The 21,239-nt window shown below is 71.1% G+C and carries 19 protein-coding genes; 16 read left to right on the top strand and 3 right to left on the bottom strand.

The window, feature by feature from the left end; translation table 11 throughout:
• Positions 1-149 precede the first annotated feature (149 nt).
• The 6 genes from ACZ6JE_RS13480 (at position 150) to ACZ6JE_RS13455 (ending at position 8,166) form a co-directional block, all read left to right on the top strand.
• Positions 150-1,166 (top strand): LacI family DNA-binding transcriptional regulator, encoded by a 1,017-nt coding sequence (locus ACZ6JE_RS13480; RefSeq protein WP_464319276.1) that lies wholly within the window; start codon positions 150-152, stop codon positions 1,164-1,166.
• Between the two features lie 144 nt (positions 1,167-1,310).
• Positions 1,311-2,606 (top strand): ABC transporter substrate-binding protein, encoded by a 1,296-nt coding sequence (locus tag ACZ6JE_RS13475; RefSeq protein WP_244637295.1) that lies wholly within the window; start codon positions 1,311-1,313, stop codon positions 2,604-2,606.
• 4 nt (positions 2,607-2,610) lie between these two features.
• A complete protein-coding gene (locus tag ACZ6JE_RS13470) occupies positions 2,611-3,660 on the top strand; it encodes a carbohydrate ABC transporter permease (RefSeq protein ID WP_192061548.1) in 1,050 nt (349 codons plus the stop codon).
• Positions 3,660-4,574: a carbohydrate ABC transporter permease gene (locus ACZ6JE_RS13465; protein ID WP_192061547.1), complete on the top strand. Its 915-nt coding sequence runs from the start codon at positions 3,660-3,662 to the stop codon at positions 4,572-4,574. The genes ACZ6JE_RS13470 and ACZ6JE_RS13465 overlap by 1 nt, the downstream gene beginning before the upstream one ends.
• A 24-nt stretch (positions 4,575-4,598) precedes the next feature.
• A complete protein-coding gene (gene yicI, locus ACZ6JE_RS13460) occupies positions 4,599-6,932 on the top strand; it encodes an alpha-xylosidase (RefSeq protein ID WP_464319275.1) in 2,334 nt (777 codons plus the stop codon).
• 55 nt (positions 6,933-6,987) lie between these two features.
• Positions 6,988-8,166: an ROK family transcriptional regulator gene (locus tag ACZ6JE_RS13455; protein ID WP_464319274.1), complete on the top strand. Its 1,179-nt coding sequence runs from the start codon at positions 6,988-6,990 to the stop codon at positions 8,164-8,166.
• 88 nt (positions 8,167-8,254) lie between these two features.
• Here the strand turns inward: ACZ6JE_RS13455 and ACZ6JE_RS13450 are convergent, their stop codons facing one another.
• A complete protein-coding gene (locus tag ACZ6JE_RS13450; RefSeq protein ID WP_192061544.1) occupies positions 8,255-8,977 on the bottom strand; it encodes a metal-dependent transcriptional regulator in 723 nt (240 codons plus the stop codon).
• A 113-nt stretch (positions 8,978-9,090) separates the two neighbouring features.
• Positions 9,091-10,623, bottom strand: a complete 1,533-nt coding sequence (locus ACZ6JE_RS13445) for a xylulokinase (protein WP_464319273.1) — start codon at positions 10,621-10,623, stop codon at positions 9,091-9,093.
• Positions 10,624-10,746: 123 nt separating this feature from the next.
• Here ACZ6JE_RS13445 and ACZ6JE_RS13440 point away from each other — a divergent pair, with 123 nt between their 5' ends.
• The 5 genes from ACZ6JE_RS13440 (at position 10,747) to ACZ6JE_RS13420 (ending at position 14,612) form a co-directional block, all read left to right on the top strand.
• Positions 10,747-12,033, top strand: coding sequence for an adenylosuccinate synthase (locus ACZ6JE_RS13440; RefSeq protein ID WP_464319272.1), 1,287 nt, complete (start codon positions 10,747-10,749; stop codon positions 12,031-12,033).
• 13 nt (positions 12,034-12,046) lie between these two features.
• On the top strand, positions 12,047-12,682 hold the full coding sequence (locus ACZ6JE_RS13435) for a GNAT family N-acetyltransferase (protein WP_464319271.1): 636 nt from the start codon (positions 12,047-12,049) through the stop codon (positions 12,680-12,682).
• Between the two features lie 2 nt (positions 12,683-12,684).
• The gene (locus ACZ6JE_RS13430) at positions 12,685-13,104 is read left to right on the top strand and encodes an organic hydroperoxide resistance protein (protein ID WP_279293206.1); all 420 of its coding nucleotides are present in this window, start codon (positions 12,685-12,687) and stop codon (positions 13,102-13,104) included.
• Between the two features lie 88 nt (positions 13,105-13,192).
• Complete coding sequence (locus ACZ6JE_RS13425) at positions 13,193-13,564, top strand: chorismate mutase (protein ID WP_464319270.1); 372 nt, start codon at positions 13,193-13,195, stop codon at positions 13,562-13,564.
• A gap of 4 nt (positions 13,565-13,568) precedes the next feature.
• Positions 13,569-14,612 (top strand): lactonase family protein, encoded by a 1,044-nt coding sequence (locus ACZ6JE_RS13420; protein WP_243215726.1) that lies wholly within the window; start codon positions 13,569-13,571, stop codon positions 14,610-14,612.
• Between the two features lie 23 nt (positions 14,613-14,635).
• Here the strand turns inward: ACZ6JE_RS13420 and ACZ6JE_RS13415 are convergent, their stop codons facing one another.
• Positions 14,636-15,199: a TetR/AcrR family transcriptional regulator gene (locus ACZ6JE_RS13415; RefSeq protein WP_243215725.1), complete on the bottom strand. Its 564-nt coding sequence runs from the start codon at positions 15,197-15,199 to the stop codon at positions 14,636-14,638.
• 148 nt (positions 15,200-15,347) lie between these two features.
• Here ACZ6JE_RS13415 and ACZ6JE_RS13410 point away from each other — a divergent pair, with 148 nt between their 5' ends.
• From ACZ6JE_RS13410 to ACZ6JE_RS13390, 5 genes are all read left to right on the top strand, one after another.
• Positions 15,348-16,877 (top strand): MFS transporter, encoded by a 1,530-nt coding sequence (locus ACZ6JE_RS13410; protein ID WP_464319269.1) that lies wholly within the window; start codon positions 15,348-15,350, stop codon positions 16,875-16,877.
• Between the two features lie 66 nt (positions 16,878-16,943).
• A complete protein-coding gene (locus tag ACZ6JE_RS13405; protein ID WP_464319268.1) occupies positions 16,944-18,059 on the top strand; it encodes a 3-isopropylmalate dehydrogenase in 1,116 nt (371 codons plus the stop codon).
• Positions 18,056-19,183 (top strand): branched-chain amino acid aminotransferase, encoded by a 1,128-nt coding sequence (locus ACZ6JE_RS13400; RefSeq protein ID WP_192061535.1) that lies wholly within the window; start codon positions 18,056-18,058, stop codon positions 19,181-19,183. The genes ACZ6JE_RS13405 and ACZ6JE_RS13400 overlap by 4 nt, the downstream gene beginning before the upstream one ends.
• Complete coding sequence (locus ACZ6JE_RS13395; RefSeq protein ID WP_320478146.1) at positions 19,180-19,950, top strand: fumarylacetoacetate hydrolase family protein; 771 nt, start codon at positions 19,180-19,182, stop codon at positions 19,948-19,950. The genes ACZ6JE_RS13400 and ACZ6JE_RS13395 overlap by 4 nt, the downstream gene beginning before the upstream one ends.
• Positions 19,951-19,962: 12 nt before the next feature.
• Positions 19,963-20,979: a YeiH family protein gene (locus ACZ6JE_RS13390; RefSeq protein WP_464319267.1), complete on the top strand. Its 1,017-nt coding sequence runs from the start codon at positions 19,963-19,965 to the stop codon at positions 20,977-20,979.
• Positions 20,980-21,239: the final 260 nt, after the last annotated feature.

The following is a 21,239-nucleotide window of genomic DNA, read 5'->3' as shown; positions in this document are numbered from 1 at the left end:
CTCGGTCGAGGGGCTGCGGGCATTTGTTGACGGCGGCGACAAACGCCTTGCGCATCGGTCGGAGCTGTCGTATCGTCTCCTCTCGAACCTCGTCGAAGCGCTTCGCCTCGACGGGTCGGACGACACGACGACGAGACGGTGAGGTCACGATGGCGACGATCCACGATGTGGCGCAGGCCGCCGGCGTCTCCATCTCCACGGTGTCGTACGCCCTCTCCGGCAAACGCTCGATCGCCTCGAGCACGCGGCAGCGGGTCACCGACGCCGTCGAGCGTCTCGGCTACCGCCCGCACGCCGGGGCCCGCATGCTGGCCGGCGCGCGCACCAACATCCTCGCCCTCAGCGCGCCGATCCGTGCCGACAACCACCAGCCCACGCAGATGCGGTTCGTCACCGCGGTCGTCGAGGCCGCGCGCCGTCGCGACTACGACGTCCTGCTGCTCGCCACCGACGACGAGGTCTCGGGCATCCGCCGGGTCGCCTCGAGCTCGCTCGTCGACGGGGTCGTGGCCCTCGGCGTGGCGACGGTCGACGAGCGCGTCGACCTCGTGCGAGAGCTCGACCTCCCGGCCGGCTTCATCGGGATCCCGCGCGACGTCGACGACCTCGCCTGCATCGATCTCGACTTCGAGTCGGCCGCGCGTCTCGTCGTCGACCGCCTCGCCGACCACGGTCACGGGTCGATCGGGGTCATCGGCCACCCCGCCTCGTACCTCGAGCGCGACACCGGCTTCATCCGACGCTTCGACGACGCCTTCGCGGCCCGCGCCGCCGATCGGGGCGTCGAGAGCCTGACCGTCGCGACCGACCTCGGTCGCGCCTCCGCGATCCGCGCCGTCGACGAGCTCCGCGGTCGACTGCCCGACATGACCGCACTGGTGCTCCACTGCAGCGAGCCCACCGCCGAGGCCGCGATGCAGCATCTGCGCAGGCTCGGCGTCGACATCCCTCGAGACCTCTCGGTGCTGGCCGCCTGCGCCAGCTACCCCGCCGACGAGCTCGACCCGCCGCTCGACACCATCCCGCTGCCGATCGACGAGATGTGCTCGCGAGCGGTCGAGGCCGCCTTCGACCGCATCGACGGCCGCGTCGACACGGGTGTCGAGCTGATCGCGCCCACCTATCTGGCGAAGGGGTCGGTCATCGAGCCGACCCGCGCCTCCTGAACCCACCCGACCGCACCACCGCACCACCGCAGCACACAGCACAACAGCACCACCACCGAATCACCACCCGCTCCGTCGCCCCCTGTTCATCGTCGAAACGCTTCGACGATGAAGGCGATGGGCACTCTACGAGGAGGTAGAACCTTGAACAAACGACGCATCGCCGCTTCCGGCACGGCCTTCGTAGCCACCGCCGCACTGCTCGCCGGCTGCTCCGCCGGCGGCGGAGGGTCATCCGACCCGAACACGCTGAAGCTCTGGCACTTCGAGAGCGAGACCAGCGCGATGGGCATCGCCTGGGACCAGGCCATCGAGACCTTCGAGGAGGAGACCGGCGCGACCGTGGAGTTCGAGGCGAAGAGCTTCGAGCAGATCCGTTCGACCGCCAGCCAGGTGCTGAACTCCGACGAGGCCCCCGACATCCTCGAGTACAACAAGGGCAACGCCACCGCCGGTCTGCTCGCCAGCCAGGGGCTGCTGTCGAACCTCGACGACGCCGTCGAGGAGTACGGCTGGGACGACGACCTCGCCCCGTCGATCGCCACGACGTCGAAGTACGACGAGCGCGGCATCATGGGCTCGGGCAGCTGGTACGGCATCCCCAACTACGGCGAGTACGTCGAGGTCTTCTACAACAAGGACGCCTTCGCCGAGCAGGGCATCGAGGTGCCGACCACGTACGACGAGTTCGAGGCCGCGCTGCAGACCTTCGCCGACGCCGGCATCACCCCGCTCGCCGAGGCCGGTGCCGAGTACCCGCTGGGGCAGCTCTTCTACCAGCTCGCCCTCTCGCAGGCCGACCGCTCGTTCGTCGATGACTACCAGCTCTACGAGGGCGACGTCGACTGGCAGGGCCCCGAGCTGACCTACGCGGCCGAGAAGCTGCAGGAGTACGTCGACAACGGCTGGATCTCGAAGGACGTCACGGGCATCAAGGCCGAGGACATGGGCACCACGTTCATGAGCGGCGGCGCGCCGATCATGGTCTCCGGCAGCTGGTGGGCCGGCCGTGTCGCCGATGAGGCGACCTTCGACTGGGGCACGTTCCTGTTCCCGGGCAGCGAGATGGCTCCGGGCTCGGGCGGCAACCTCTGGGTCGTCCCCGAGAACGCCGCCAACAAGGACCTCGCGACGAAGTTCATCGACATCACGATGCGCCCCGAGATCCAGAACCTCATCGGCAACAACGGCGGCGTGCCCGTCAAGGCCGACCCGGCCGACATCACCGACCCGAAGAGCCAGGAGCTCATCGCGAACTTCAACACGCTCCTCGAGCGCGACGGGCTCGCCTTCTACCCCGACTGGCCCACGCCCACGTTCTACGACCAGCTCGTCGCCGGCACACAAGAGCTCGTGAACGGTTCGACCTCACCCGACGACATGCTCAGCACCCTCGGCGACCAGTACCAGAGCGGCGTCGACGACATCACCGGAGAGTGACGCGATGACCTCCGTCGACACGAAGGAGGCGCAGCGCGCCCAGGAGGGTCGGCCCACGTCGCCGGCCCTCCCGGGCTCCGGGCGCCCCCGCCGCGGTGCCGGCGACTCCGGTCGCGCGGCCCGCCCCGCCCTCCCCCCGGAGGAGAGCCTGCTGCCGGGCTCCGGTCGCCGGGGGTTCTGGCTCTATCTGATCCCGGGGTTCGTCCTCTTCACGGTGGTCGTGCTGGTCCCTCTGGTCTGGAACGTCTACCTCAGCTTCACCGACTACCGCGGCATCCGTCCGCCGACCTGGGCCGGCCTCGACAACTGGCGCGAGCTGATGTCGGACGAGCGCTTCTGGACGTCGTTCCAGAACAGCGTGTTCCTGATCATCGCGATGGTCGTCGTCCCGACCCTGCTCGGCCTGCTGCTCGCCGCGATGCTGTTCGACCTGATCGGCCGCAAGTTCGGCGGCCGACTCGCGTCGTTCCTCCGAGCCACCTACTACCTGCCGCAGATCCTGCCCGTGGCCATCGCCGCGATCGTGATCGGCTGGATCCTCCGACCCGAGAACGGCGCGTTGAACACCGTGCTCGAGGCGGTGGGGCTCGGGGCGCTGCAGCACAACTGGCTCGGCAGCCCCGACACGGCGCTGCTCAGCATCATGGTGGTCATGGTCTGGGTGCAGCTCGGCTACCCCGTGGTCATCTTCATGGCGGCCCTGCAGCGGGTCGACCCCGAGCTGTACGAGGCCGCCGAGCTCGACGGGGCCGGCTGGTTCCAGCGGTTCCGCGCGATCACCGTCAGCATCATCCGACCCGAGATCTTCGTCGTCGTGCTCACCTGCACGATCGCGGCGCTCAAGGTGTTCGGTCCGATCTACGCCCTGACCCGCGGCGGGCCCGGCGACTCGACGATCGTGCCGAGCTACTACGCCTACAGCGAGTTCTTCCAGAGCCAGCAGGTCGGCTACGGCGCCACGATCGCGACGGCGCTGACCCTCGTCATCGTCGTCATCACGGTGTTCTTCATCAAGGCCCAGAACCGGGCCGAACGAGCAGAGAGGGGCCGCTGATGGCCACGACCGTCGTACCCCCGGTCGACGACGACCGCATCCGTCCTGCGGTGGCCGACCCGCGCCTCCCGAAGGCCAAGCAGCGGGGGCGCAAGAAGACGGCCGCCGACTGGGCGATCCTCGCCGCGGCCGTGCTGTTCGGCGTGCTGATCGCGCTGCCGTTCCTGCTGATCCTCGTCAACTCGTTCAAGTCGCCCGCCGACTACACGGCCGGCGGGCCGTTGAGCCTGCCGACGTCGCTCTACTTCGACGGGCTCGTGAACTTCTGGAACCGCGTCGAGTTCCCGCAGAAGCTCTGGAACAGCTTCGTGATCGCCGGCCTCGTCGCGGTGTTCGCCGTCGTCATCTCGGTGTTCAACGCCTACGCGCTCGGCATCGGGCGGGTGCGCGGCCGCACGTGGATCATCGTGCTCTTCCTGCTGGCGAACATGCTGCCTCAGGAGGCCCTGCTCTACCCGCTGTACTTCCTGTTCAAGCAGGTGGGGCTCTACGACAACATCTGGGCGGTCATCATCATCTTCACGGTGATCCAGAGCGCGTTCGGCACGTACCTCCTGTCGAGCGTCTACGGGACCTTCCCGAAGGAGGTCCTCGAGGCCGCGTCGCTCGACGGGGCCAGCCGGTGGCAGATCCTCTGGCGCGTGATCGTGCCGATCAGCCGCCCGACCCTGTCGGTGCTCGCGATCTTCTTCTTCATCTGGACCTGGAACGAGTTCCTCATCCCGCTCACCTTCCTCGTCTCGAACGCGAACCAGACGGTGCCGGTGGCCATCACGGCGCTGCAGGGCGACCGCCTGATGGACGTCACGACGACCAGCGCCTCGGCGCTGCTCGGCCTGATCCCGACCCTCGTGTTCTTCCTCCTCTTCCAGCGCACCCTCACCCGCGGCATCACCGCCGGTGCGGTCAAGTAGCGCGCACCGCTCGAAAGGCACCCCATGAAGTTCACCGACGGCTTCTGGCAGACGCGTCCCGGCGTCTCCTCCCTCTTCGGCCAGGAGGTCTACGACGTCGAGACCGGTGACGACGGGCGCTCGCTCGCCGTCACGGCCCCCACCAAGGTCATCGCGCACCGCGGCGACACGCTCAACCGGCCGGTGCTCACCGTGGGCCTCAGCTCGCCGATGGAGGGCGTGATCGCCGTCGAGGTCACGCACTTCGCCGGCGGTCGCGACGAGATCGGCTTCGACCTGGTCGGCGCCGAGGGCGGCCCGGCCGGGGTCGGCGTCGCCGAGGTGACCGAAGGAGGCGCGACGCTGTCCTCGGGACGGCTCACCGCCTCCTTGGCTCGCGGCGGTCCCTTCGACCTCGTCTTCCGCGACGGCGACACCGTGCTCACGCGCTCGGGTGCGAAGTCGGTCGGATACCACCAGGTGGCAGCCGACGCGCGGATCGACGGCGCCATGGTCGGCGCCGCGCTGAAGGGAGCGGGTCGTCCAGGCACGGCGGCGGATCACGCCCCGTCGTACGTCGCGCAGCAGCTGTCGCTCGGCGTCGGCGAGCTGGTCTACGGGCTGGGCGAGCGCTTCGGTCCGCTCGTGAAGAACGGGCAGACCGTCGACGTCTGGAACGCCGACGGCGGCACGTCGAGCGAGCAGGCCTACAAGAACGTGCCGTTCTACCTGACGAACCGCGGGTACGGTGTCCTCGTCGATCACCCGGGGCACGTCTCGTACGAGATCGGCTCGGAGTCGGTCGAGCGCGTGCAGTTCTCGGTCGCGGGCGAGACGCTGCGCTATCTGGTGATCGCCGGCCCGACCCCGGCCGACGTGCTCGACCGGTATACGCGCCTGACCGGTCGGCCGGCGCATGTGCCGGCCTGGTCGTACGGCCTGTGGCTCTCGACCTCGTTCACGACCGACTACGACGAGAAGACGGTCACCGCCTTCGTCGACGAGATGGCCGCGCGCGACATGCCGATCAGCGTCTTCCACTTCGACTGCTTCTGGATGCGCGAGTTCCAGTGGTGCGACTTCGAATGGGACCCTCGGGTCTTCCCCGACCCCGAGGGCATGCTGGCGCGTCTGCACGAGCGCGACCTCCGGGTCTGCGTCTGGATCAACCCGTACATCGGGCAGCGCTCGACGCTGTTCCGCGAGGCGGCCGACGCCGGCTACCTCGTGAGGAACCCCGACGGCAGCGTCTGGCAGTGGGACCTCTGGCAGGCGGGCATGGGGCTGGTCGACTTCACGAACCCCGACGCGACGGCCTGGTTCCAGGGCCATCTGCGTCGGCTGCAGGCCCAGGGCGTCGACGCGTTCAAGACCGACTTCGGCGAGCGCATCCCCACCGACGTGGTCTGGCACGACAGCTCCGACCCCGAGCGGATGCACAACTGGTACACGCAGCTCTACAACCGCGCCGTCTTCGACGTCCTCGAGGAGGTCCGCGGCGAGGGCGACGCCGTGGTCTTCGCGCGCTCGGCGACGACCGGCGGCCAGGCGCTGCCCGTGCACTGGGGCGGCGACTCCACCTCGACCTTCGAGTCGATGGCGGAGACGCTGCGAGGCGGTCTGTCGCTCGCGATGAGCGGCTTCTCGTTCTGGAGTCACGACATCGGCGGCTTCGAGGGCATGCCCGATCCCGATGTCTACAAGCGCTGGACGGCCTTCGGTCTCCTCTCGAGCCACAGCCGGTTCCACGGCAGCAGCTCGGTGCGGGTGCCGTGGGCGTTCGACGACGAGGCCGTCGAGGTGACCCGGGTCTTCACGAAGCTCAAGCTGCGGCTGATGCCGTACCTCTACGCCGCGGGGCTCGAGTCGACCCGCACCGGGCTGCCGGTCATGCGGCCGATGGCGCTGGCGTTCCCGGGCGACCGGGGTGCGGCGCACATCGACACGCAGTACCTGCTCGGCGACGACCTGCTCGTGGCGCCGGTGTTCTCCGCCGACGGCACCGTCGAGGTCTATCTGCCGGCCGGGCGCTGGACGAACTGGTTCACGGGCGAGGTCGTCGACGCGGGGGCGGGTGTCTGGCGCACCGAGACCCACGGGGTGCTGACCCTGCCGCTGTACGTCCGTGAGGGTGCCGTCATCCCGATGGGCGGGCGTGACGACCGCCCCGACCACGACTACCTCGACGGGCTCGTGCTGCGGGTGCTCCCCGGCGGCGACGGCGCCCGCACGGTGACCGTGACGACGCCCGACGGCGAGACGGCCGACTTCGTCGTGACGCGGGCAGGAGGCGCGGTGTCGGTCGAGACCACCGCCTCCTCGTCCGGGTCGACGCGCGTGGCTCCGCAGCTCGAGCGCTTCGGCGTCGGCTGGGACTGACACGGCGCCTCCAGCCCCCGTGCCGCGAGCCGGTACGCTCGGCCGAGGAGGCCACGTGACGATCGAACCCGGGGCGCGCGCCGACGGTGTGCGCCAGACGAACCTGTCGGCGGTGCTCGGGCTCGTGCATGCGGCAGGCCCGCGCTCGCGCTCGGCGCTGACGCAGGCGACCGGGTTGAACCGATCGACCATCGCGGCTCTCGTCGGCGAGCTCGCCGAGCGCGGACTCGTGGTCGAGACCGACCCCGTGGGCATCGCCCGGGTCGGCCGACCGAGCCCCGTGGTCGCCGCGAGCCGCGACGTCGTCGCGTACGCCGTCAACCCCGAGATCGACGCCGTCACCGTCGGGGTGGTCGGGCTCGACGGCGTCGTCCGCTCGCGGATCCGCCACGAGACCGACGGCATCCCGACGGCACGGGGCGCGGCGGCTGTCGCCGCCTCGGTCATCGACGAGCTGCGCGCCGCGTCGCCCGGCGTGGTGGAGGTCGGGGTCGGCCTCGCCGTGCCCGGTCTCGTCCGCGCCGACGGAGGGCTCGTCCGGCTGGCTCCGCACCTCGGCTGGGTGGACGAGCCGTTCGCCGAGCTCGTCGCCGACGCCGCCGGTCTGCCGGCTCGCGCGGCGAACGACGCGTCGGCCGCGGCCCTCGCCGAGGGGCGCTTCGGGGCCGGGCGCGGGGTCGACGACCTGGTGTTCCTCAACGGCGGGGCGAGCGGTGTCGGCGGGGGAGTCCTCGTCGGCGGCGCCCCGCTCGTCGGAGCCGGCGGCTACGCGGGCGAACTCGGTCACACGCTCGTGAACTCGGTCGGGCGACTCTGTCACTGCGGGGCGACCGGCTGCCTCGAGACCGAGGTCGGTCAGGCCGAGCTGCTGGCCGTGACCGGTCTCGACCGGTCGCAGGTCGACGAGCTCGCCGCGGCGCTCGTCGCGTCGACCCCGGGGTCGGAGGCGCGGGTCGAGGTGCAGCGCCAGGTCGACTTCCTGGCGATCGCCCTCCGCAACGTCGTCAACGTCTTCGATCCGAGCCTCATCGTGCTGGGCGGGTTCCTGGCGTCGCTGCTCGCGGCCGAGCCGGAGCGTCTGCTCGCCGGGGTCACCGCTCAGGCGCTGCCCGGTTCGGCCGACGATCTGCGCATCGTCCCGGCCGAGCTCGGAGTCGATCGTCTCACCATCGGGGCCGCCGAGCTCGCCTTCGCGCGCCTCCTCGCCGACCCGGCCGGCACCCGTCTGCCCTAGCCGCCCGTCTGCCCCGGCCGCCCGGCCGCGTCGATCGGGTCCGGTACGAGACCGGGATCACGGGAGGCGCCGCGCACCCGCCCCGGGGTCAGACGTGCGTGTGCGGCTCGGAGTTCGCCCAGACCGAGGCGGCGGCCGGCCCGGCCAGCTCGACCGTCTCGACGGGCAGGTCGTGGGCGTCGGTGACGACGACCTGCATCGACCCCGCGTAGTCGCGGCGCTCGCCGATCCGCACGTGGGCGCCGACCCGCAGGTCGAGCGAGCTGAGGTAGCGCAGCAGCTCGGGCTCGTCGTCCGAGACGCGCACCACGTAGCCGCACTCGCCCTCGGCGAACTCGCCCAGCCGGTGGGCGACGGGGCGCACGGTGGTGCCGTCGCTCGCGGGGATCGGGTCGCCGTGCGGGTCGGCGGTCGGTCGGCCGAGCTCGACGTCGAAGGCCTCGAGCAGGCGGTCGCTGACGGCGTGCTCGAGGATCTCGGCCTCGTCGTGCACCTCGTCCCACCCGTAGCCGAGGCGTTCGACGAGGTACGTCTCGATCAGCCGGTGACGGCGCACGACCGCGATCGCGACGGCTCGACCGGTGTCGGTCAGGGCGATGCGGCGGTAGGGCTCGTAGTCGATGAAGCCGTCGCGTTCGAGCTTGCGCAGGTTGCCCGACACCGTCGAGGCGCCGACCCCGAGCGTGGCCGCGATCTCGTTCGTCGTGATGCCGGGGGCGTCGCCGTCGACGGCCCACTCGTCTGCCTTCCAGATGACCTTGAGGTAGTTCTCGGTCATCGTGGAGGGCGCCGAACCGGCTTCCGTTGGCATGCCCCGATTCTAGGTGGCCCTCCCCTGGGTCCAGGTGCGGCGGGTCAGCGTCATCGGCGGCGGGTCAGCGCTGACCCGCCGCCGATGACGCGAACCCGCCGCACCCCGCACGTCTACGGGCGCGCGAGCGACCCCAGCGCCTGGGCCGCGCGGTAGCGGGCGCCGATGCCCGGTCGAGGCTCCGGATCGAAGGAGGCGCTGGTCGACAGCCCCCATCGGGGCCGGCTCCCCGAGAGGGCCCAGGCCGCCTGGCGGGCCGCGCCGTCGGCGACGTACTCGCCGGGTTCGGGCACGACGACCGGCACGTCGAAGACCTGGGCGGCGACGGCCTGGACGGCGGGGTTGAGGGCCGCCCCGCCGATCAGGAGCACGCGGCGCACGTCCACGCCCTGGTCGCGCACGGCGGCGGCGCCGTCGGCGAGCGCCGAGAGCATCCCCTCGACGGCGGCGCGGGCGAGGTTCTCGCGGGTGGTCGAGGCCAGGGTCAGCCCCGAGAGGGTGGCGGTCGCCTCGGGCAGGTCGGGGGTGCGCTCGCCCTCGAAGTACGGCACGAGCGACAGCCCGCCCGAGCCGGGTTCGGCCGCGAGGGCGAGTCGGGCGAACTCGTCGTGGTCGACGCCGAGCAGCGAGCCGATCGAGGCGAGCACGCGGGCGGCGTTGAGGGTCGCGACGAGCGGGAGGTACCCGCCGGCGGCGTCGGCGAACCCGGCGACGGTGCCGCTCGGGTCGGTGACGGGGGAGTCGGTGACCGCGAAGGCCGTGCCGCTCGTGCCGATGCTGATGACCAGGTCGCCCACGGTGGCGTCGAGCCCGAGCGCGGCGCCGGCGTTGTCGCCCGCTCCCGCACCGACGACGATCCCCGCGGGGACGGCACCGTGCGCGATCGTCGTGCCCGCCGTTTCCTCGGCCTGAAGGATGCGAGGCAGCACGACGCGGCCATCGGTCGCCGAGGTGACGCTCTCGGTCCGGTCACCCGCCGCGACGCCCCCGGACGCGTCACCTCGATCGCTGCCGACGGCCTCGCGCCCGGGCCGCCCGAGGGCGCGCTCGAACAGCTCGAGGTCGTACCCGTCGTCCGCGGGGCTCCAGTACGAGGTGCCGCTGGCGTCCGAGCGGTCGGTGACGAGGGCGTCGAGGTCGGGGCCGAGAGCCGAGGAGGCACGGGTCCCGTACCCGAGCAGCCGCCACGTCAGCCAGTCGTGCGGCAGGGCGACGGCCGCGACCCGGGCGGCGTTCTCGGGCTCGGCGTCGCGCAGCCAGCGCAGCTTCGTGGCGGTGAACGAGGCGACGGGCACGGTGCCCGTCCGCCGGGCGTACTCGTCGGCGCCGATCTCGGCGATCAGGTCGCGGGCGGCGGGGGCGCTGCGGGTGTCGTTCCAGAGCAGCGCGTCGCGCACGACCTCGCCGTCGGCGTCGAGCGCGACCATGCCGTGCTGCTGCCCGGCGATGGAGATCGACGCGACGTCGTCGAGGCCGCCGGCCGCGGCGATCGCGGCGACCAGCGCCTCCCACCAGGCGTCGGGCGGCACCTCGGTGCCCTCGGGGTGCTTGGCCGTGCCCTGCCGGACGAGCTCGCCCGTCGACAGGTCACGGACGACGACTTTGCAACTCTGGGTCGAGGAGTCGACCCCGGCGACGAGACTCATCCCCGTAGTTTGTCGTATGAGACCACAAATGCGCCAGTACAGTCGCCGGGCAGCTGTGAGAAGGCTGTCGATAGACTCAAGTGCACCTCAGCCGGTGCGTTCCCCCGACATGAGGAGGCAACCATGCCCGCAGTGGTGATCATCGGAGCCCAGTGGGGCGACGAGGGCAAGGGCAAGGCCACCGACCTGCTCTCGAGCCGCATCGACTACGTCGTCAAGTTCAACGGCGGCAACAACGCCGGTCACACGGTCGTGATCGGCGACCAGAAGTACGCGCTGCACCTGCTGCCCTCGGGCATCCTCTCGCCGGGCGTGACGCCGGTGATCGGCAACGGCGTCGTCGTCGACATCGAGGTCCTCTTCGACGAGCTCGACGCCCTGATCGCCCGCGGCATCGACGTCTCGCGTCTGCGGGTCAGCGCCAACGCGCACGTCATCACGCACTACCACCGCACGCTCGACAAGGTGACCGAGCGGTTCCTCGGCAAGCGCCAGATCGGCACCACCGGTCGCGGCATCGGCCCGACCTACGCCGACAAGATCAACCGCGTCGGCATCCGCATCCAGGACATCTTCGACGAGGGCATCCTGCGTCAGAAGGTCGAGGCGGCGCTCGACCAGAAGAACCACCTGCTCGTCAAGATCTACAACCGTCGGGCCATCGAGGTCGACGAGGTCGTCGAGTCGCTGCTGTCGTACGCCGAGCGGCTGCGGCCCATGGTGGCCGACACGGCGCTCGAGATCCACCAGGCGCTCGAGGCCGACAAGATCGTGCTGTTCGAGGCCGGTCAGGCGACCATGCTCGACGTCGACCACGGCACCTATCCGTTCGTCACCTCGTCGTCGGCCACGGCCGGCGGCGCGTCGACGGGTTCGGGCATCGGACCGGGCCGCATCGAGCGCGTCATCGGCATCGTCAAGGCGTACACGACGCGCGTCGGCGCCGGCCCGTTCCCGACCGAGCTCTTCGACGCCTCGGGCGAGTTCCTGCGGGCGAACGGCTTCGAGTTCGGCACGACGACGGGTCGCCCGCGTCGGTGCGGCTGGTACGACGCCCCGATCGCCCGCTACACCGCGCGCATCAACGGCGTGACCGACTTCGTGCTGACCAAGCTCGACGTGCTGACCGGTCTCGACAAGATCCCGGTCTGCGTCGCGTACGACGTCGACGGGGTCCGCCACGACGAGGTGCCCGTCTCGCAGAGCGACTTCCACCACGCGACGCCGATCTACGAGGAGTTCGACGGCTGGGCCGAAGACATCACCGGCGCCCGCACCTTCGACGACCTGCCCGCGAACGCGCAGGCGTACGTCCTCGCCGTCGAGAAGATGAGCGGCGCGCGCATCTCGGCCATCGGCGTCGGCCCCGGTCGCGACGCGATCGTCGTCCGTCACGACCTGCTCGGCTGACCCGGTCGGTCCGATGACCGCGCGTCGCCCGGCCCCCGCCTCCCTGTCCGGCTCTGTCGTCACGGTGAGTCCGCTCGAACCCTCCGATCTGCCCGAGCTGCACGCCGCCATCGGCCGCCCCGAGGTGTTCGCGGGCGGCTGGGGCGGCGGCCCGGCCGGTTACCGTGCCGACTACGACGACTGGGCGCGGTTCGTCGAGGGCTACCTGCTGTGGGAGTCCGCCAGCGTGTTCGGCGTGCGCAGCGCCTCCTCGGGGGCCCTCGTCGGCACGACCACGCTGGGGCTGTTCGACCTGGTGAACGAGTCGGCGCACGTCGGCTGGACGGCCTACGCGCCCGAGGTCTGGGGCTCAGGCGTCAACGCCGAGACGAAGCTGCTCGTGCTCGGTCACGCCTTCGAGCACGGGTTCGGCCGCATCCAGCTGCAGGCCGACGTGCTGAACGACCGCTCGCGGGCGGCCATCCTCCGCCTCGGCGCGGCCTTCGAAGGTGTGCAGCGGCGGATGCAGCGTCGGGCCGACGGGTCGTGGCGCGACACGGCCGTCTACTCGATCCTCGTCGACGAATGGCCGGGTGTGCGGGCCGGTCTCGAGCAGCGGCTGGCCTCCTCAGCAAGCGCCCAGACTCGTGGAACACGCTTGCTTCCATGACACTGGAAATCGCATACACCGCCATCGCCCACGCTTCCGGCGGGGGCCGTGACGGTCACGTCCGAAGCGAAGACGACCGTCTCGACTTCGACACCCGTCCGCCGAAAGAACTCGGTGGTTCCGGCGAGGGCACGAACCCCGAGCAGCTGTTCGCGGCCGGCTTCGCCGCCTGCTTCCTCAGTGCGATGCACGGCGCCGGCAAGAAGCTCGGCGTCGACACGACCGACTCGTCCGTCTCCGCGAGCGTCGGCATCGGCGGCAACGGCGAGGGCGGCTACGGCCTGGCCGTCGAGCTCGACATCTACACCCCGAACGTCGAGCCCGAGCGTCGTCAAGAGCTCGCCGACGCGGCGCACCACGTGTGCCCGTACTCGAACGCCACGCGCGGCAACGTCGAGGTCACGCTGACCCTGGTCGACTGACCCGAGCACCCCACCGAGGAGGCGCGCCCCGAGATCCCGGGGCGCGCCTCCTCGGTCTCGTGGGGGCTGCCTTCGCTAGGCTCGGTGAATGGCACTCGACAGTCCTCTCGGGGCGGACAGCCCCCTCAGCAGCATCGACCGGGCAGCGATCGACGAACTGACCGGCATCCGGCAGAGCATCGACAACATCGACGCGGCGCTCGTGCACCTGCTGGCCGAACGCTTCAAGTTCACGCAGTCGGTCGGTCATCTGAAGGCCGCGGCCGGCATGCCGGCCAGCGACCCCGAACGCGAGCGCGTCCAGATCCAGCGGCTGCGACAGCTCGCCGAGCAGTCGCACCTCGACCCCGCCTTCGCCGAGAAGTTCCTGAACTTCATCGTGGGCGAGGTCATCCACCACCACGAGCGCATCGCGAACGGCACCGAGCCGACCGGCCCCGCGGCCGGCGGGCGGAGCTGACGCGATGAGCACCCCGGGCCTCGACGGCACGGCCGTCCCCGCGCCGGAGCGCCTCTACATCGGCTCGTACACGCCGACCAGCGGCGGCCGCGGCGCGGGCATCACGGTGCTCGAGCGCCCGGCGCCGGGTGTCCCGTGGCAGGCCGCGCAGGTCGTCGAGGCCGACGACCCGTCGTTCCTCGTCGTGGTCGACGGCGCCCTGCACGCGGCGTCCGAGACCGCCGAGGGCCGGGTGCTGTCGTACACGGTGTCCGCAGGCTCCCTCGTGGCCGCGAGCAGCGCCTCCTCGGGTGGGTCCTCTCCCTGCCATCTCGTCGTCGATCCGGTGTCGGGCGCCCTCGTCGTCGCGAACTACGTCGCCGGCGGCATCGGCGTGCTCTCCGGCGACCCGTCCGACCCGGCCCGGGTGACCCGATCGCTGGCGCTGCCCGTCGGGCACGGCCCCGTGCTCGATCGGCAGGAGCGCCCGCACGCCCACCAGGTCACCCCCACGCCCTGGGGCACCCTCGTCGTCAGCGATCTGGGCACCGACCGGCTCGTCGAGTACGTCGTCGACCCGATCACGCTCGATCCCGAGCAGATCGCCGTCCACCCCCTGCCCTCGGGCTCCGGGCCCCGGCACCTCGTGTGGCTCGACGACCGGCTCGTCGTCGTGGGCGAGCTCGACGCGCGACTGCACGTGCTCCGTCGCGTCGGCGGGAAGCTCGTCGTCGACCACTCGGTCGAGGTGTTCGAGGGGTCGTCGTCGACTCCCGACATCCTGCCGTCGCACGTCGCGGTCGACGCCGGTCGGGTGTACGTCGCGACGCGCGGTCGTGACACGATCAGCGTCTTCTCGGTCGAGGGCGACCGGCTCGCCCTCGTCGGCGAGGCGCCCTGCGGTGGTGAGTGGCCCCGTCACTTCGCCATCACCCCCGGCATGCTCTACTGCGCGAACCAGGCCTCCGACACGGTGTCGGTGCTCCCGCTCGACCCCGAGACCGGTCTGCCCGGCGCGCCCGTCGACGTCTTCTCGATCGGCAGCCCCGCCTGCATCGTCGTCGGCTGAGTCGGGGCTGACCCGTCCCGGTCTCAGCGCGCGTCGGAGAGGCGCCGCAGCACCGCGATGACCTCGTCGATGGAGGCGCGGTTCGGGTCGACCGCCCCCGACGCCGCCGTCGACTGCCCCGGTCCGAAGTAGAGGCCGTCCGACACGAGCGACACGATGCGCGCGACGGCGGGGTCGCCGACCGCGTCGAGCACGACGTCGTACCAGCGCTGCTGCATGTCGGTGAGCGCGTCGACGGCACGCGGCCACTGACCGCTCGAGGCGAGGTGGGCGACGGTGCTGATGCAGCGGTCGAACGGCGCGTCGGCGATGACGGGCGGGGGCGAGGAGGTGCGGAGGAAGTAGTCGATCGCCCCGTCGGGGGCGGTGGTCATGCGGTGCACGTCGTCGTCGAGGAGTGCCGCGAGCCGGTCGACGACGCCGTCGACGAGCGCTTCGCGGCTGGGGAAGTGGTACAGCAGCCCGCCCTTCGAGACGCCGGCCGACGCGGCGACGGCGTCGAACGTCGCGGCCCGCTCGCCACCGTCGACGACGAGCAGTTCGAAGGCGTCGAGCATCTTCTCGCGGGCCGACGGTCGAGGACTCATTCTGATACTGTACCGTCCAGACGGTTTACTGTACCGCCTGGACGGTTTTCGGTCCCGAGCACGCGTCGACACCGGACCATGCCGTCCGACTCCGCCCGCGGCCCCGTCCATCCCGCCCCGCCACTCATCACGAAAGCGACCCCGCACCATGACCCGCGCCTCCTCCGCCGTCGGCACGCCCACCCGGGCCGGCACCCGCCAATGGGCGGCCCTCGTGGTGCTCATGCTGCCGGTGCTGCTCGTGTCGATCGACAACACCGTGCTGAGCTTCGCGCTGCCCGAGATCTCGACCGCGCTGCGTCCGAGCGCGGCGGGTCAGCTGTGGATCGTCGACGTCTACTCGCTCGTGCTCGCGGGGCTGCTCGTGGCGATGGGGTCCCTGGGCGACCGGTTCGGTCGCCGGCGGCTGCTGCTGATCGGCGCCTCGGGCTTCGCCCTCGTGTCGCTCGGGGCCGCCTTCGCGCCCGACGCCGGCACGCTGGTGGCCGCTCGCGCCGTGCTGGGCTTCTTCGGCGCGATGATCATGCCGGCGACGCTCTCGCTGCTGCGCAGCACGTTCCTCGACCGCGACCAGCGTCGTCTGGCGATCGCGATCTGGGCGAGCGGGTTCGCCGCCGGGTCGGCGCTCGGGCCCATCGTGGGGGGCATCCTGCTCGAGCACTTCGCCTGGGGATCGATCTTCCTGATCGCGGTCCCGGTGCTCGTGCCGCTGCTGGTGCTCGCCCCGATCCTGCTCGTCGAGAGCCGCGACCCCGAGCCGGGGCCGTTCGACCCCGTGTCGGTGCTGCTCTCGCTCACGGCGATGGCGCCGGTCGTCGCCGCGATCAAACTGCTGGCGACGCACGGCCCCGGTGTCGACGTCGTGGCCCTCGCCGCCCTCGGGATCGTCTCGGGCTGGCTCTTCGTGCGCCGTCAGCTGCGCCGCGAGCGCCCGCTGCTCGACGTGCGGCTCTTCTCGAACCCGGTGTTCGCCGGCTCGATCGTCGTGAACCTGCTCGCCATCCTCTCGCTGGTCGGGTTCCTCTTCTTCACGACGCAGCACCTCCAGCTGGTCGTCGGGCTGCGGCCCCTCCAGGCGGCCCTGACCCTCGTGCCGGGTCTCGCGGTCATGATCGTCGCCGGTCTGATCGTGGTGCCGATCGTCCGGAGGGTGACCCCGCGCGTCATCGTCGCCGCCGGGCTGGCGTCCGCCGCGATCGGGTACGCGACGGTGTGGCTGTCGGGGGCCGAGGCGCCGGTGGTGCTCTTCGTCGTCGCGTTCGCGCTCGTCGGGCTGGGGGTCGGGGCCGCCGAGACGATCTCGAACGATCAGATCATCGCGGCCGTCCCGCCGGCCCGCGCCGGGGCGGCGTCGGCCGTCTCCGAGACCGCCTACGAGGTCGGCGCCGTGCTCGGCACCGCCGTGCTCGGCAGCATGCTCACGGCGATCTACCGGGGCAGCCTCGTGATCCCCGACGGGGTGCCCGCCGAGGCCGGAGACGCCGCCCGAGAGACATTAGGAGGCGCGGTGTCCGCAGCGGGGTCCCTCGACGCCTCCGTCGCCGGTCGCCTCCTCGAAGCGGCCACCCACGCCTTCGACGAGGGTCTCGTCGCGACCGCCGGAGTCGGGGCCGGCGTGATGGTCGTCGCCGTCGTGGTGGCGCTGGTGTCCCTGCGTCGCGCATCGGCCCACGACTGACCGTCTGCGGTGTCGGTGCGCACGGGTAAAGTGGTGCCGGTCCATCCCGAGACGCTGAGGAGTCCCATGTCGCGCACCGTCCGACTCGCCGCCGTTCCCGGCGACGGCATCGGCCCCGAGGTCGTGGCCGAGGCTCTCAAGGTGCTCGACGCCGCGACGGGCGACGACGCCGTGTTCGAGGTCACCGTGTTCCGACTCGGTGCGGCCCGCTACCTCGAGACGGGCGACATCCTGACCGACGACGACCTCGAGGCGCTGTCGTCGCACGACGCCATCCTGCTCGGCGCGGTCGGCGGCGATCCGCGCGACCCGCGTCTGCGCGGGGGCATCATCGAGCGCGGTCTGCTGCTCAAGCTGCGATTCGCGTTCGACCACTACGTCAACCTGCGTCCGACGCTGGTCTACCCGGGTGTCCCGTCGCCCCTCGCCGATCCGGGCCAGGTCGACTTCGTGGTCGTCCGAGAGGGCACCGAGGGTCCCTACGTCGGCAACGGCGGGGTCCTCCGCCAGGGCACGCCGCACGAGATCGCCAACGAGGTCAGCGTGAACACCGCGCACGGCGTCGAGCGCGTTGTTCGCTTCGCGTTCGAGAAGGCGCGGGCTCGGCGCGGTCGTCTCACGCTGGTGCACAAGACCAACGTGCTCGTGTTCGCCGGTGGCCTCTGGCAGCGGCTCGTCGACTCGGTCGCGGCCGAGTACCCCGACGTGACGGTCGACTACCAGCACGTCGACGCGGCCACCATCCACCTCGTCGTCGACCCGTCGCGGTTCGACGTCATCGTGACGGACAACCTCTTCGGAGACATCCTCACCGACCTTGCGGGCGCCGTCAGCGGGGGCATCGGTCTCGCGGCGTCGGCGAACATCAACCCCGACGGCGTCTTCCCGAGCATGTTCGAGCCGGTGCACGGCTCGGCCCCTGACATCGCCGGGCAGCAGAAGGCCGACCCGACGGCGGCGATCCTCTCGGTGGCCCTGCTGCTCGAGCACCTCGGGCTGCCCGACGCCGCGGCACGCGTCACGACGGCGGTCGAGGGCGACATCGCCGACCGCTCGACCCGCGCCTCCTCGACGGCGCCCCGCACCACCGCCGAGATCGGCTCGGCGATCGCCGAGCGTCTGCAGACCGCCGGCCCCGCGCCGTCCGCGTCCTCCTCCGCCTCTGCTCGAAGGGCATCATGACCACCACCGACGCTCCGACCGACGGCACCTCGTCCGGGTTCGGTCTGCAGTTCGACCTCAGGCCGTCGTCGACCGCACGCGATGCGGCCGAGCGAGAGGTCATCCTCTCCGACCCGGGTTTCGGCAAGCACTTCACCGACCACATGGTCACCATCCGCTGGAGCCTCGAGGGCGGGTGGCACGAAGCGGCCGTCCACGCCTACGGCCCGCTGCAGCTCGACCCGTCGGCCTCGGTGCTGCACTACGCGCAAGAGATCTTCGAGGGCATGAAGGCCTATCGTCACGCCGACGGGTCGGTCTGGTCGTTCCGCCCCGAGGCGAACGCCCGGCGGCTGCAGCGCTCGGCACGACGGCTCGCCCTGCCCGAGCTGAGCACCGACGACTTCGTCGAGTCCGTCCGGCAGCTGGTCCGCGCCGATCTCGACTGGGTGCCCTCGGCGCCCGAGACGAGCCTGTACCTGCGGCCCTTCATGATCGCGACCGAGGCGTTCCTCGGTGTGCGCGCCGCCCACGAGGTGGCCTACCACGTGATCGCCAGCCCCGCGGGGGCGTACTTCACGGGCGGCGTCTCGCCGGTCTCGATCTGGCTGACGACGAACTTCGCGAGGGCCGGCAAAGGAGGCACGGGTGCGGCGAAGACGGGCGGCAACTACGCCTCGTCCCTGCTCCCGCAGCAGGAGGCCTACGAGAACGGCTGCCAGCAGGTGCTGTTCCTCGACTCGTCCGAGAGCAACTACATCGAAGAGCTCGGCGGCATGAACGTCGTGCTCGTCAAGCGGGACGGCACCCTGGTCACCCCGGACAGCGACTCGATCCTCGAGGGGATCACCCGCGACTCGATCCTCGAACTGGCCGAGGCGCGGGGGCACCGCGTCGAGCGTCGACGGGTCACCCTCGACGAGTGGCGCGACGGTGTGGCTTCGGGCGACATCGTCGAGGTGTTCGCGTGCGGCACCGCCGCGGTCGTCGTGCCGATCGCCGAACTGAAGGGCGAGGGCGTGCACATCGGCTCTCCCGCAGCCGAAGGCGGAGAGCTGACGATGTCGCTCCGTGCCGAGCTGACCGACATCCAGTACGGTCGGCGACCCGATGTTCACGGATGGATGACGAGGCTCGACGCATGAAGATCGCACGGTTCGCAACCCCCGGCGAAGACCCCCGTTACGGCATCGTCGACGAGCGCGAGCTGATCGTGCTCGCGGGCGACCCGATGTACAGCGGCTACGAGACCACGGGCGAGCGCATCTCGCTGCGGTCGGCGAAGATCCTCGCGCCGGTCATCCCCCGCTCCAAGGTGGTCGGGGTCGGCCTGAACTACCACGACCACGCCGACGAGCTGGGGCAGACCCCTCCGGAGGCGCCGCTCCTGTTCATGAAGCCGAACACGACGGTCATCGGCTTCGGCGATTCGATCCAGCTGCCGCCGGACGTCGGTCAGGTCGACTTCGAAGGTGAACTGGCCATCGTGATCGGCTCGATCGCCAAGCGCGTCAAGGCCGAGAACTACGAGGACGTCGTCTTCGGCTACACGATCGCGAACGACGTCACGGCTCGCGACGTGCAGAACAGCGACGGTCAGTGGACGCGCGCCAAGGGGTACGACACGTTCCTGCCGCTCGGTCCGTACATCGAGAACGAGTTCGACTGGAGCGACGCGACCATCGAGACCCGCGTCGACGGCGAGGTCATGCAACGCGAGTCGACGATGCAGATGATCCACAAGATCCCCGAGCTGATCGAGTACGTGACCGACGTGTTCACCCTGCTGCCGGGTGACGTGATCCTCACCGGCACCCCCTCCGGCATCGGCCCGTTCACCTCCGGTCAGACCGTCGAGGTCGCGATCTCGGGCATCGGCTCGTTGATCAACCCCGCCAAGAACCGCGTCTGACCCGGACTCCCCGTGACCTCGACCCCTGACGTCTCGCGCCGACGCGCGCCATGGGTGCCGGGGGTGGCGGTCGCGGCGATCGCCCTGGGTCTGGCGTGGGGTGTGCATCTGGTGCTTCCGGCGGTGCCGATCCTCACGGTCTGCGTACTGCTCGGCATCGTGGTGGCGCAGATCCCGCAGGCTCGATCGGCTCTCGACGGGGTCCTCGCTCCGGGTCTGACCCTCTCGGCCAAGCGACTGCTGCGCATCGGAGTGGTGCTCCTCGGTCTGAAGCTCAGCCTCGTCGACGTCGCCGGTCTGGGCTGGCTGACGATCGTCGTGGTCATCGCGATCCTCGCGGCCACGTTCTTCGTGACATGGGCTCTCGGCCGGTGGGCGCGACTCCCCGGTGATCAGCCGCTGCTCCTCGCGGCCGGCTTCTCGATCTGCGGCGCGTCGGCGATCGGTGCGATGAGCGCAGTCACTCGGGATCGAGGGCGCGACGCAGCGACGCCCGTCGCCCTGGTCACTCTCTGCGGAACCGCCGCGATCGCGATACTCCCGCCGATCGGCGCCGCGCTCGGGCTCACCGACATGCAGTTCGGCGCGTGGACCGGGGCGAGCGTCCACGATGTCGGGCAGGTCGTCGCCACCGCTCAGACCGCCGGAGCCTCCGCGCTCGCCATCGCCGTCGTGGTCAAACTGACCCGGGTGGTCATGCTGGCACCCGTGGTCGCGATCACCTCGGTGGTCATCCGCCGACGAGGGGGAGGCGCGGGTACGCGACCGCCGATCGTCCCGTTGTTCGTCGTCGGGTTCCTGATCGCCGTCGTCATCCGCACGTTCCTGCCGATCCCCGAGACCGTGGTCGGTGCGGCCGACGTGGCCCAGACGGTTCTGCTCGGACTCGCGCTCTTCGGACTCGGAACCGGGATCCGCTTCGAGAAGCTCGTCCGGACGGGAGGCCGCGCGGTCGCCGTCGGTCTCGCGTCGTGGCTGTTCATCGCGGTCGTCTCGCTCGGCGCGGTCCAGCTGCTGCCGCTGGCGTAGTCCCGGGTCGCACGCTTCGATCGTGTCCCGGTGTCCCGGTGTCCCGGTGTCCCGGTGTCCCGGTGTCCCGGGTGTCCGGGTAGCCGGGTAGCCGCGTGTCCGCCTGCCCGGTTGGAGAGCCGACACGTGCGGCGGAGCCGCCTCGTCGAGGCGTCCGCCGGCTCCGTCGACCGGGTCGGAGACGCCGTGTGCGGCGTTCTGGGGCGGGATCGTGATGTTTCCGGGGTTTTCGGCGGCGACACGCCCGGGATGCGTGGAGG

The sequence above is a fragment of the Frigoribacterium sp. AC759 genome, assembly GCF_979256015.1.
Note: the sequence above shows the minus strand (reverse complement) of the source record. Positions and strands in the feature narration are given on the sequence as shown.

Excerpts from the sequence above, each read along its gene's own strand:
- ACZ6JE_RS13425 (WP_464319270.1), top strand. The coding sequence starts at position 13,193 with ATGGCACTCGACAGTCCTCTCGGGGCGGACAGCCCCCTCAGCAGCATC.
- yicI (WP_464319275.1), top strand. The coding sequence starts at position 4,599 with ATGAAGTTCACCGACGGCTTCTGGCAGACGCGTCCCGGCGTCTCCTCC.
- ACZ6JE_RS13445 (WP_464319273.1), bottom strand. The coding sequence starts at position 10,623 with ATGAGTCTCGTCGCCGGGGTCGACTCCTCGACCCAGAGTTGCAAAGTC.
- ACZ6JE_RS13440 (WP_464319272.1), top strand. The coding sequence starts at position 10,747 with ATGCCCGCAGTGGTGATCATCGGAGCCCAGTGGGGCGACGAGGGCAAG.
- ACZ6JE_RS13465 (WP_192061547.1), top strand. The coding sequence starts at position 3,660 with ATGGCCACGACCGTCGTACCCCCGGTCGACGACGACCGCATCCGTCCT.
- ACZ6JE_RS13470 (WP_192061548.1), top strand. The coding sequence starts at position 2,611 with ATGACCTCCGTCGACACGAAGGAGGCGCAGCGCGCCCAGGAGGGTCGG.
- ACZ6JE_RS13435 (WP_464319271.1), top strand. The coding sequence starts at position 12,047 with ATGACCGCGCGTCGCCCGGCCCCCGCCTCCCTGTCCGGCTCTGTCGTC.
- ACZ6JE_RS13450 (WP_192061544.1), bottom strand. The coding sequence starts at position 8,977 with ATGCCAACGGAAGCCGGTTCGGCGCCCTCCACGATGACCGAGAACTAC.
- ACZ6JE_RS13400 (WP_192061535.1), top strand. The coding sequence starts at position 18,056 with ATGACCACCACCGACGCTCCGACCGACGGCACCTCGTCCGGGTTCGGT.
- ACZ6JE_RS13415 (WP_243215725.1), bottom strand. The coding sequence starts at position 15,199 with ATGAGTCCTCGACCGTCGGCCCGCGAGAAGATGCTCGACGCCTTCGAA.
- ACZ6JE_RS13395 (WP_320478146.1), top strand. The coding sequence starts at position 19,180 with ATGAAGATCGCACGGTTCGCAACCCCCGGCGAAGACCCCCGTTACGGC.
- ACZ6JE_RS13405 (WP_464319268.1), top strand. The coding sequence starts at position 16,944 with ATGTCGCGCACCGTCCGACTCGCCGCCGTTCCCGGCGACGGCATCGGC.
- ACZ6JE_RS13410 (WP_464319269.1), top strand. The coding sequence starts at position 15,348 with ATGACCCGCGCCTCCTCCGCCGTCGGCACGCCCACCCGGGCCGGCACC.
- ACZ6JE_RS13420 (WP_243215726.1), top strand. The coding sequence starts at position 13,569 with ATGAGCACCCCGGGCCTCGACGGCACGGCCGTCCCCGCGCCGGAGCGC.
- ACZ6JE_RS13480 (WP_464319276.1), top strand. The coding sequence starts at position 150 with ATGGCGACGATCCACGATGTGGCGCAGGCCGCCGGCGTCTCCATCTCC.